Here is an 11,860-nt window from a genome sequence, read left to right as displayed (position 1 = left end):
TTTGTATAAATAAGTTAAGTGAAATTAATCTGCCAAACGGCGTAATTTGTTTTTGTCAACTATCTTTATGCGTTTGCCAACAAGTTCAATAAGATTGTTTTTATTGAGTTCAGAAAGCAATCGGATACAGCTTTCAGTAGCAGTGCCAATCATTCCGGCTAATTCTTCTCTGGATAATTGTAAACGAAGTGAGCCATCAGTATCAATACCAAAAGTTTCTTCTAAATAAATCAATGTTCCGGCTAAACGTTCTTTTACACTTTTTTGGGCCATATCCACCATATGCACATCGGCGTCTTTTAAATCGCCACAAATGGTTTTCATCACATTCATTGAGAACTCATTGTTTTGTGTAAAGAACTGCAGGATTTCTTTTTTCGGAATAAAACAGACTTCCATATCTTCCAAAGCTACGGCACTCAAATTGGCCGGTTCTTCGCTAATCATAGAACGTTGTCCTAATAATTCACCCGGTTTTACCAGTTTTACAATTTGATCTTTTCCGTTGGAGCTGAGTTTAGATAATTTACAAACACCGTCTTTGATACAATAAATTCCGTTAGTGACTTCGCCCTCTTCAAAAATAGGCTCGCCCTTTTTAATGGTGTATGAAGTTTTGCAATCCGCCATTTTGAGCAATTCTTGCTTGTTCAGTGCTTTTAGAGAACTGAATTGGCGTACGATACATTGCTCACATTTTGACATTGGAGGAAATTAATTTTGGTCATACAAATATATTCAAAAGGATGATATATATCATATTTTAATTTTAGCTGTTGTTGGAAATTTGTCCCAGGTAAAATGAGCAAATTATGAATACATCACAGTGTTTCCATTGTGGTAACGAAATTATCAGGAAAGACGAAGTTCTTTTTGATTCCAAGAATTTTTGTTGCAACGGCTGTAAAACCGTCTATGAAATATTTAGTCAAAATGACCTTTCGTGCTATTATGATTTTCAAGTTGCACCAGGCGCGACACCACAAGACATCAAAGGGAAATATGATTTTTTAGCCAATGAAATTATTGTTGACAAACTATTGGAATTCAGAGAGAATGCAACGCATATTGTTTCACTCTACATTCCGCATATACACTGTAGTTCGTGTATTTGGATTTTGGAAAATCTACAAAAACTTCAGGCAGGAATAAATACTTCGCAGGTAAATTTCCCTGAAAAGAAAGTCCGCATCACTTACAATCCCGAGAAAACTTCGTTGCAGGAAATCGTAGAAATGCTTTGCTCTATTGGATACGAACCGTATATCAGTTTAGAGAATTTTGACGAAGACAAAAAGAAAGTTGATCGCACTTTGATTTACAAAATCGGAGTGGCATTTTTCTGTTTTGGAAACATAATGCTGTTGTCGTTTCCTGAATATTTTGAAGTCAATGAATTTTGGATTGACCAATACAAAGATTTCTTCCGTTGGCTGATTTTTTTAATTTCTCTACCGGCTTTTATTTATTCTGCTTCTGGTTATTATGTAGCCGCATGGAAAAGCATCAAACAAAGAATGCTGAATATTGAAATTCCAATAGCCTTAGGTATTGTGGTGATGTTTATCAGAAGCACGGTTGATATCGTTTTCAATTACGGACAAGGATTCTTCGACAGCATGTGCGGCTTGATTTTCTTTATGTTATTGGGAAAATTATTCCAACAAAAAACCTATGATTTTCTTTCGTTTGAAAGGGATTATAAATCCTATTTTCCCATAGCCATTACCAAAATTTTGTCTGACGGAAAAGAAGAATCCGTACAAGTTTATGACATCGAGAAAGGTGATAGGTTATTAATTCGAAATCAAGAACTTATTCCGGTTGACGGGATTTTAATTTCTGAAAAAGCAGCTATCGATTACAGTTTTGTAACAGGAGAAGCGGTTCCGATCGAAAAAAAATCAGGAGACAAAATCTTTGCCGGTGGAAAACAATTGGGTAAAGTCATTGAAATGCAAGTGCTATTCTCGGTTTCCCAAAGTTATCTGACTCAGTTGTGGAGCAATGATGTTTTTCAGAAAAAAGTAGATCAAAAACACAAATCCATTACTGATAAAATCAGTCGTTATTTTACGCCGGCTTTATTGTTGTTAGCTGTTGTGTCTTTTATTTATTGGATTTTTATCGATGTTTCTACTGCCTTTAATGTTTTTACAGCAATACTGATTGTAGCTTGTCCGTGTGCATTGGCATTGACGGCTCCTTTTACCTTGGGTAATGTTTTACGCATTATGGGAAATAGAAAACTCTATCTCAAAAACGCTATTGTAATAGAGCAATTGGCTAAAGTTGATACGATTGTTTTTGACAAAACCGGAACCATAACAACCAATAAAAAGACTTCAATAACTTACGAAGGCGATGTCTTAAGTGATTTCGATTTAAAATTATTAAAGAATGCACTCAAAGGTTCTAACCATCCATTGAGCAGAAGATTGTATGATTTTATTCCGCATCAGGATAAATTGGAAACAAAAAGTTTTGAAGAGATTATTGGAAAAGGGGTTTTTGCCGAATTCGAAAATGATATTGTCAAGTTAGGCTCTTCCCAGTTTTTGCAGCACATGAGCGAAAACACCCATAAGAAAACTAAAGTCCATGTTGAAATCAATGGCGTTTATAAAGGCAGCTATATTTTTAACAATCAATATAGAAAAGGACTAGAACAGCTGTTCGAAAGTTTAGCCAAAAAATACAATCTGATTGTACTATCCGGAGACAATGACGGAGAGCGTAAAATTTTAGAAAAAATGCTTCCACCAAGTACAAATTTGGTATTCAACCAAAAACCGGAACAGAAATTAGCTTTTATCGAAAGCTTGCAAGAACAAGGCAAAAACGTATTAATGATTGGCGACGGACTCAACGATGCTGGAGCTTTGGCGCAAAGCAATGTTGGAATTTCTATTTCCGAAAACGTAAATGTTTTTTCTCCGGCTTGTGATGGAATTTTGGATGCATCCCAATTTGAAAAGATTGCGTTCTTCTTAGGCTATTCTAAAAATGCGATGAAGACAATTTATATGAGTTTTGGATTGTCATTACTATATAACGTTGTGGGTTTGAGTTTTGCCGTCAGTGGCAACTTATTGCCGATAGTAGCTGCTATCATTATGCCATTGAGCACCATTACGATTGTCAGTTTCGTAACGATTATGAGTAATTATTTCGCCAGAAAATAAAAATGCAGGTATGATAAATATCATATTTTAAGAATAACCCCAACAGTAACTTTGCTTACACAAATTAGAGGTATGAGTGTCATTTATCTATTAATATCCATAAGTATCATCGTAGCAATTGCGTTTTTGTATGCTTTCTTAAGAGCAGTAAAAACCGGCCAGTATGATGATGACTACACACCATCAGTCAGAATGCTTTTTGATGATGAGCTTGTAAAAGCAAAATCCAAAACAACAACAAATAAAGAAGAACAAAAACCAATTTAATTATGGAAATGCAACAATTTTATTACGACAACAAAATTGTAAAGAAGTTTATCTACGCCACGATTGTCTTTGGACTGGTAGGAATGTTAGTAGGACTCTTACTCGCGGTCTTATTTTTGTTTCCTAACTTAACGGACGGTGTTTCGTTTTTGAGTTTCGGGCGATTGAGACCTTTACACACTAACGCTGTAATTTTTGCTTTTGTGGGTAATGCCATGTTTGCCGGAGTATATTACTCTATGCAACGTTTGCTGAAAGCCCGTATGTTCAGCAATTTTTTAAGTAACCTTCACTTTTGGGGATGGCAGTTAATCATAGTGGCAGCAGCCATTACTTTGCCGTTAGGTTATACGTCTTCAAAAGAATATGCCGAGTTAGAATGGCCAATTGATATAGCCATCGCTTTAATTTGGGTGGCCTTTGGTATCAACATGATTGGTACGATTATCAAACGTAGAGAGCGTCATATGTATGTTGCCATTTGGTTCTACATCGCCACGTTTGTAACTGTTGCAGTGTTACATATTTTTAATAGTTTAGAATTACCTGTTTCTGCCCTAAAGAGTTATTCAGTTTATGCCGGTGTGCAGGATGCTTTGGTTCAATGGTGGTACGGACACAATGCAGTAGCATTTTTCCTGACCACACCGTTCTTGGGAATGATGTACTATTTTGTGCCAAAAGCTGCTAACAGACCTGTTTATTCTTACCGATTGTCAATTATTCACTTTTGGTCTTTAATCTTTATCTATATCTGGGCTGGACCACACCATTTATTGTATTCTTCTTTACCGGATTGGGCGCAAAATCTGGGAGTAGTTTTCTCAATTATGTTGATTGCACCGTCTTGGGGAGGAATGATCAACGGCTTGCTAACCTTACGTGGTGTTTGGGATAAAGTGCGTACGGATTCGGTTTTGAAATTTTTCGTCGTAGCGATTACCGGATATGGAATGGCAACGTTTGAAGGGCCGATGTTATCGCTTAAAAATGTAAATGCTATTGCTCACTTTACGGATTGGATTATTGCGCATGTACACGTTGGTGCCTTGGCCTGGAACGGATTCCTAATCTTCGGTATGATTTACTGGTTGATTCCGCGATTAACTAAAACAACTTTATATTCTGAAAAATTGGCCAATTTCCATTTCTGGATCGGAACTCTCGGAATCGTGTTGTATGCGTTGCCAATGTATGTGGCCGGATTTACTCAGGCTTCTATGTGGAAACAATTCAAACCGGACGGAACCTTGCAATATGGTAACTTCTTGGAAACCGTTACGCAAATTATGCCAATGTATTGGATGAGAGCTATCGGTGGTTCTTTATATTTAATTGGTATGATTGTATTGATTTACAACGTAGTAAAAACAGTTAAACAAGGAAGCACAGTTGAAGATGAATTAGCTGAAGCTGCCGAATTGACCAAAATCACCACAGGAAGATTAAAAGGAGAAAAATTCCACCCTTGGTTGGAAAGACGTCCAATTCAGCTGACTTTACTGGCTACCGTTGCCATCTTAATTGGAGGTATTATTCAGATTGTACCAACGATTATGGTAAAATCTAATATTCCAACAATTGCAGCGGTAAAACCGTATACACCACTTGAATTAGAAGGTCGTGATTTATACATCCGCGAAGGTTGTGTAGGTTGTCACTCGCAAATGATTCGTCCGTTCCGTTCAGAAGTAGTGCGTTATGGTGATTACTCTAAATCGGGAGAGTATGTTTATGATCATCCATTCTTATGGGGTTCTAAACGTACCGGTCCGGATTTGCACAGAGAAGGCGGAAAGTACAATGACAACTGGCATTTCAATCATATGTGGAATCCGCAAAGTACTTCGCCAGGTTCTATAATGCCGGGATATAAATGGCTGTTCGACAATCAAGCTATGGATTATTCTAATACGGAAGCCAAAATGAAAACAATGCAAACACTTGGTGTTCCTTATACCGATGCTGACATTGCCAATGCTAAATCAAGTATCGAAAAGCAGGCTTCAACTATTGAGAAAAACCTATACAACGATCCTGATTTTGTTAAATCATACGAAGCCAGTAAAGTCAAAGCAGCTGCAAAAGGTGTTGCTTTTGTGCCAATGAAAGACAGAGAAATAGTCGCTTTGATTGGGTATTTGCAACGTTTAGGAACCGATATTAAAGTAAAAAACAATAAATAGAAAGCCATGTTAAAGTTTGTAAAACACAATTTAGAAACCATCTCGGGAGTGGCTATTTATCCCATCATCTCGCTGTTGATTTGTTTCACCTTTTTTGTTGGATTGTTCTTTTGGGTGTATACCTATAAAAAAGAAACGATTCAGGAATTAAGCGAAATGCCATTCAAAGACTAATAATCCAAAAGTTTACAATCATGAAAAAATTAATCCCTGCATATGTAAGAGTACCATTGATTTTTGCCAGTGTTTTTGCAGCATTGGAATATTTTATCGACTCGGGTAACCAACCGGCATTTATTAGATACCCAATGGTATCGCTATTTTTAGTCGTGTTTCTATTCTTGTTAATTGCCATCGAAATGGTCATCAGTGCAGTTGATAATGTGACGTATCATTTGCTGACAGAAGAGCAAAAGAAACAACTGAATGAAGCGCAATCGGTACCGTTTACCGAAAGTGCTTTCTATAAAAACATCATGAAAAAGCTGACTCGCACCAAAACCATTGAGGAAGAAGCCGATGTGATGTTAGATCACAACTACGACGGTATACGTGAGTTAGATAATGTGTTGCCGCCTTGGTGGGTTTATTTGTTCTATGGAACCATTATTTTCGCGGGAATATATTTAGTGCGCTTTCATGTTATGGGAGATTATAACCAAGATCAGGAATATCTGACCGAGGTTAGAGAAGCTAAAGCAGTTGTAGATGCCTATTTGAAAACGGCTCCTGATACGATGAACAAAGACAAAGTAACATTGTTAACAGATGCACCAAGCCTTGCTGCAGGTAAAGCGATTTTCCAAACCAACTGTATTGCCTGTCACCGCGCCGATGGTGGAGGACAAATCGGCCCCAACTTAACAGATCAATACTGGATAAACGGTGGAGGTATCAAAAACGTATTCAACACTATCATGGAAGGTGGACGAGACGGAAAAGGAATGGTATCTTGGAAAGCGTCTATCAAACCATCTGACATTCAAAAAGTATCCAGCTATGTGTTATCGCTTCAGGGTTCAAATCCAAAGGAACCAAAACCAACCGAAGCCGAAGCTAAAGAATGGAAAGAAGAAGCAACAAAAGCTGTAGCAATAGATACCATCAAAGTAGCGAATAAATAAGTTCTTAATATCTCCAAATAATGCTCAACGAAGAAGATGATAGTTTTAGAGATAGTATCAGTACTATCGATGCAAAAGGAAAGCGAGCCTGGATTTTTCCAAAGATTCCGAAAGGAAAGTTGTATGAACGCAGAAAATGGCTGAGTTATTTCTTGCTGTTGTTCCTGTTTGCCGCGCCTTTTGTTAAAGTGAATCATCATCAGTTTATGATGTTCAACGTTTTGGAACGTCGTTTTAATTTGTTTGGATTTCCTTTTTGGCCACAAGACTTTCACATCTTCGTAATCATTATGATTATTGGTGTGGTTGGATTAACATTGTTTACGGTTGCTTTCGGACGCATTTTTTGTGGCTGGTTTTGCCCGCAAACCATTTTTATGGAAATGCTGTTCCGTCGAATTGAATTCTGGATAGACGGCGATCGTGGAGCACAAATACGCTTAGCCAAACAAGAATGGAATGCGGAAAAGATTAGAAAGCGTTTGACCAAATGGTTTATCTTTTTTGTGATTTCGTTTTGGATAGCCAATGTGTTTTTGGCTTATTTAATCAGCAGCGATAAATTAATTCTGTTAGTTAGTGAAGGACCTGCCAATAATACATCAACGCTCATTGCTTTATTGATTTTTACCGCCGTATTCTATTTTATCTACGCCTGGTTCAGAGAGCAAGTATGTATTATTGCTTGTCCTTATGGCCGTATGCAAGGTGTTTTATTGGATAACAAATCGATTAATGTCGCTTATGATCACGTTCGTGGTGAAAAAGAAATCGGTCGAGCCAAATTCAATAAAAATGAAGACAGAACCACTACAGGTAAAGGCGATTGTATCGATTGCAGTTTGTGTGTGCATGTTTGTCCGACGGGAATCGATATCCGTCACGGAACACAATTAGAATGTGTGAACTGCACTGCCTGTATTGATGTTTGCGACAGCATGATGGAAAACGTTGGCTTGCCAAAAGGATTAATCCGTTATGCCAGTGAAGATGAAATTGTTAAAAAGGAAAAGTTTGTCTTTACCAACAGAATGAAAGGCTATGTAGCAATACTTGCAATTCTGTTGGGTGTTTTCATCGGAATGCTATTTTTAAGAAACGAAGTTGAAGCAACCGTATTGCGCCTTCCGGGACAATTGTTTCAACACAAAGGTGATAAAATTAGCAATGTATATACGTTCAAAATTGTCAATAAAACTTCAATCAATTTTGATAAAGTGCATATAGAATTAGTATCGCCGAAAGGCAAAGTTAAAATGGTAGGACCGCGTTATTTCAAAGTGTCAAGGGAAGGCATTACCGAAGGAACGCTGTTCATAGAAATTCAGGAAGCTGTGCTTGAAAGCGACAAAACCAAATTAGTATTGGAAGTGTATAATGATAACAAGTTAATCGACAATGAAACTACTAACTTCTTAGGACCGCGAAGTTTCGATTAGCACAAATTTAAAGGTATGAAAAAAATTAATTGGGGAACAGGAATCGTAATAGCCTTTGCGCTGTTCATGAGTTTTATTTTATTTTTTGTATTCCGGGTGCAATCGGACAGCAAGTATGACAATGAGTTAGTCACCGAGGAGTATTATAAAAAGGAAGCCACGGTTCAAAAAGATATTGAATACGTAAACAATGCTAATGCGTTGTCCGAAAAAGTTAAAATAAGCAATACCTCTGAAGGAATCATAGTTAGTTTCCCGAAGGATTTGGATACCCAAAAAATTAAAGGAAAAGTATCCCTGTACAGACCGTCTAACCAAAAATTAGATTTTGTTATCCCAATTACATTATCTGGTTTTGATTTGCTCATACCTAAAAAGAATCTGGTGGGCGGTCTTTGGGATATTACGGTGGAGTGGACCTATAACGGAAAAACTTATCTGAACAAGGAAGAAGTTTATTTTCAATAAATCATGCTTTATACAGCTTTCATTTTCGGCTTAATCTCCAGTTTGCACTGCATTGGTATGTGCGGACCAATTGCTATGATGCTGCCTGTTTCCGTGAATAATCCAGTCAAAAAAGTAATTCAAATTATGGTATACCATGCCGGAAGATTAACGTCATATGCTACTTTGGGTTTTCTCTTTGGATTGCTTGGCAGAGGATTGTATTTGGCTGGAGTGCAACAACGCATCTCTATAGTTGTCGGCGTTTTGATGATTGCAGTGGCTTTGGTACCTGAAAAGATATTTGCCCGTTACAATTTTTCAAGACCGATTTATAAACTGATTTCTAAAGTTAAAACCAATTTGGGTCAACAGTTCAAAAGAAAAACTCCGGATGCGCTTTTTACCATAGGATTGTTCAACGGCTTATTGCCTTGCGGATTAGTTTATGCAGCCTTATTCGGTGCTATCGCCATGCAAAATGTTGGTTTAAGTACAGTCTATATGTTGCTTTACGGATTGGGAACTGTGCCGTTGATGAGTGCAGTAGTGTATGTTACTAATTTTTTAAGCTTTCCTTTTCGAAACAAATTACAAAAAGTCGTACCTTTAGTTACCGTAGTGATTGGAGTGCTCTTTGTACTCAGAGGAATGGACTTAAACATTGCTTATATATCGCCAAGTAATGTTCAATTATTCGTTCAGGCTGCGGCCAATTGTCATAAATAAGAATCTTTAACCAAAATGAGATAGTATGGAAAAACACGATTTATTACACGAGTTCCCTGAGCACAAGGATAAAATTCACGATTTAAAAGTTTCCAATGAAAATTTCAGGAAATTGTTTGATGAGTATCACGAAGTCGAGCATCATATACACCGAATTAATATGGGCTCAGAAATTGCCAATGATAATTTTGTGCACGAACTCAAAGCCAAATTACTGTACATGAAAGATGAAATTTATTCGCATTTGAATAAATAGTTTTAAGTTAATTGAAGAAACCACGTTGCAAGACGTGGTTTTTTTAAATAGTTTGAAAAACACGGATTGCAGTTATAATTCCCGTGACTAAAATCAATACCAAAACTATTTTCTTAAACTGTTCTTCGGACACTTTTTCTAATATTTTCTTTCCGATATAAGTCCCAACAATGCTTACCACAAAGAGAATAGGGATAAGGTACAAATCATCTTTATGGATATAGCCATTTAGTCCATAAACTACTGTTCGGCTACTATCAATTCCCAAATCAATAATGGCAGAAGTTGCAATAAAGACTTCCATTCTCAGATTAAATGCTGCCAAAGTCATGCCTCTGATGGCGCCACCGGTTCCAATTAATCCGGCAATAAAACCCGAAGCAATACCGCCACTGATGCTATTAAAAGTGGTAGGCTTGATTACAATATTTTTAAAAATAAGGAAAGTTACACTTAATGCGATTAAGAAGAAGGCCAAGCTTATTTCCAGCCACTTAGTAGTGATAAATTGACTTAAATAGGCACCAATAATTACAAAAAGTACCGCCGGAATTCCCAGACTAACGATGAGTTTTTTATCAAATCCTTTACGAAAGAAACTAATCTTGGTAAGATTACTCGATACATGAAATAATGCTGTAACTCCCAACACCGAATGAAAATCGAGAAAGTAACTCGCTATCGGAATAAAGAACAATGAAGAGCCAAAACCACCAACAGTGCCTAAGATTTCGGCCAACAAGGCTAGCAATATAAAGTAAACAAGATAATCCAACAGCGTTATATTTTAATAACTAAAGATACTAAAATAACTAAACCGTCATGGAAAACAATTGGGTTTTGGGAGCGTTACGTTTTAATCGTAAATCAAAAGCCATACAAATGTTGCGCACAAAAGGTTTGCCTTTTTCGGTTACGGTTAGCGTATGCGGAGTTAAGATGATTAACCCATCATTTTCCATTTCGGTTAGTTGGGATAAGACTATTGGTAAGTGGCAAAAATAGCTTTCCTTTTTTTTCCAGGAAGTATTGAATTGACACATCAGATTGAGTATGTGCTGACGAATAATTAAATCCTCTTGTGTCAATACATGTCCTCTGAATACCGGTAATTCGTTTTGGTTTAGTCGAGCGTAATAAGTTTCTAGTTCTTTTTCGTTTTGGGCAAATGCATACCAACTGTCGCTTATCGAAGAAACACCCAAGCCAATCATCAGTTTCGTTTTGGAAGCGGTATACCCCATAAAATTGCGATGCAGTTTATTTTCTTTAAAAGCCTTGTACATGCTATCAGTTTCCAGAGCAAAATGATCCATGCCAATTTCGTGATAGCCTTTTTGTGCCAGTAATTTTTTTCCTTCTTCATACAGTAATCGTTTGGCATCATCTTTTGGAACATCATCATCTTTAAAACCGCGTTGTCCGTTGCCTTTAATCCACGGTACATGAGCATAGCTGTAAAAAGCTAATCTATCGGGCGAAAGTGAATTGGTTTTTTCAATGGTATCAATCACATTTTCCAAAGTCTGAAATGGCAGACCAAAAACCAAATCATGAGAAATAGAAGTATAGCCAATTTCACGTGCCCAAAACGTTACTTTAGCGACATTGTGAAACGGTTGAATTCTGTGAATAGCGGTTTGCACTTTTTCGGAATAATCCTGAACACCAAAGCTTACTCTTCGGAAACCTAATGTATAAAGTACTTCTAAATGCGTTCTTGTCGTGTTATTGGGATGTCCTTCAAAACTAAATTCATAATCAGCGGCAATCTTGGCTCTATTAAGAATTCCTTTAATTAGTTGCTCCAAATTTTCAGGTGAAAAGAAAGTTGGCGTTCCACCGCCGAGATGTATTTCTTTGATAATGGGTTTCTCAGGAAGCAACTCACAATACAATTGCCATTCTTTTAACACTGCTTTAATATACGGATGCTCTACTTCATGGCGTTTGGTGATGCGTTTGTGACAACCACAAAAGGTACACAAACTTTCACAAAAAGGAAGATGAATATACAAACTGATGCCTTCGGCTGCATTGCTTTCGGCAAAACTTTGCACTAAGGTTTGTTTCCATTTTGCAGCCGAAAAAGAAGTTTCGTCCCAATAAGGAACTGTTGGATAACTGGTATATCTCGGACCGGGAACGTTATATTTTTGTACTAATGAAATTGACATGCTGAATCTTTTCTTGATACCAAAAGTAATTCACCTTTTTTAGCTAATAA

General features: G+C 37.1%; 12 protein-coding genes. 9 read left to right on the top strand and 3 right to left on the bottom strand.

Features of this window, described 5'->3' with window-relative positions; genetic code table 11:
- Positions 1-24 precede the first annotated feature (24 nt).
- Positions 25-705, bottom strand: a complete 681-nt coding sequence (locus GS03_RS12215) for a Crp/Fnr family transcriptional regulator (protein ID WP_136152823.1) — start codon at positions 703-705, stop codon at positions 25-27.
- A gap of 107 nt (positions 706-812) precedes the next feature.
- Between GS03_RS12215 and GS03_RS12210 the strand changes: the two genes are divergently transcribed.
- The 9 genes from GS03_RS12210 (at position 813) to GS03_RS12170 (ending at position 9,633) form a co-directional block, all read left to right on the top strand.
- Entirely contained in the window at positions 813-3,185 is a 2,373-nt protein-coding gene (locus GS03_RS12210) for a heavy metal translocating P-type ATPase (RefSeq protein ID WP_136152822.1), read from the top strand.
- Between the two features lie 72 nt (positions 3,186-3,257).
- Positions 3,258-3,452 (top strand): cbb3-type cytochrome oxidase assembly protein CcoS, encoded by a 195-nt coding sequence (gene ccoS, locus GS03_RS12205; protein WP_136152821.1) that lies wholly within the window; start codon positions 3,258-3,260, stop codon positions 3,450-3,452.
- Between the two features lie 2 nt (positions 3,453-3,454).
- Positions 3,455-5,638, top strand: coding sequence for a cytochrome-c oxidase, cbb3-type subunit I (ccoN, locus tag GS03_RS12200; protein WP_136152820.1), 2,184 nt, complete (start codon positions 3,455-3,457; stop codon positions 5,636-5,638).
- A 6-nt stretch (positions 5,639-5,644) separates the two neighbouring features.
- Positions 5,645-5,812 carry a CcoQ/FixQ family Cbb3-type cytochrome c oxidase assembly chaperone gene (locus GS03_RS12195; RefSeq protein ID WP_136152819.1) on the top strand — a complete coding sequence of 56 codons (168 nt, stop codon included), beginning with the start codon at positions 5,645-5,647 and terminating at the stop codon, positions 5,810-5,812.
- Between the two features lie 20 nt (positions 5,813-5,832).
- Positions 5,833-6,762: a cbb3-type cytochrome c oxidase N-terminal domain-containing protein gene (locus GS03_RS12190; RefSeq protein ID WP_136152818.1), complete on the top strand. Its 930-nt coding sequence runs from the start codon at positions 5,833-5,835 to the stop codon at positions 6,760-6,762.
- 20 nt (positions 6,763-6,782) lie between these two features.
- On the top strand, positions 6,783-8,201 hold the full coding sequence (gene ccoG, locus GS03_RS12185) for a cytochrome c oxidase accessory protein CcoG (RefSeq protein WP_136152817.1): 1,419 nt from the start codon (positions 6,783-6,785) through the stop codon (positions 8,199-8,201).
- A gap of 15 nt (positions 8,202-8,216) precedes the next feature.
- Entirely contained in the window at positions 8,217-8,669 is a 453-nt protein-coding gene (locus tag GS03_RS12180) for a FixH family protein (RefSeq protein ID WP_136152816.1), read from the top strand.
- Between the two features lie 3 nt (positions 8,670-8,672).
- On the top strand, positions 8,673-9,377 hold the full coding sequence (locus GS03_RS12175; protein WP_136152815.1) for a sulfite exporter TauE/SafE family protein: 705 nt from the start codon (positions 8,673-8,675) through the stop codon (positions 9,375-9,377).
- 25 nt (positions 9,378-9,402) lie between these two features.
- Complete coding sequence (locus GS03_RS12170) at positions 9,403-9,633, top strand: YdcH family protein (protein WP_136152814.1); 231 nt, start codon at positions 9,403-9,405, stop codon at positions 9,631-9,633.
- 43 nt (positions 9,634-9,676) lie between these two features.
- Here GS03_RS12170 and GS03_RS12165 read toward each other — a convergent pair whose 3' ends face one another.
- A complete protein-coding gene (locus tag GS03_RS12165) occupies positions 9,677-10,408 on the bottom strand; it encodes a sulfite exporter TauE/SafE family protein (RefSeq protein WP_246034086.1) in 732 nt (243 codons plus the stop codon).
- A gap of 37 nt (positions 10,409-10,445) precedes the next feature.
- Positions 10,446-11,810, bottom strand: a complete 1,365-nt coding sequence (gene hemN / locus GS03_RS12160; protein WP_136152813.1) for an oxygen-independent coproporphyrinogen III oxidase — start codon at positions 11,808-11,810, stop codon at positions 10,446-10,448.
- Positions 11,811-11,860 lie beyond the last annotated feature (50 nt).

Source organism: Flavobacterium sangjuense, from assembly GCF_004797125.1.
Taxonomy (GTDB): domain Bacteria; phylum Bacteroidota; class Bacteroidia; order Flavobacteriales; family Flavobacteriaceae; genus Flavobacterium; species Flavobacterium sangjuense.
The sequence above is the reverse complement of the archived record's forward strand: the minus strand, read 5'-3'. Positions and strand labels throughout refer to the sequence as shown.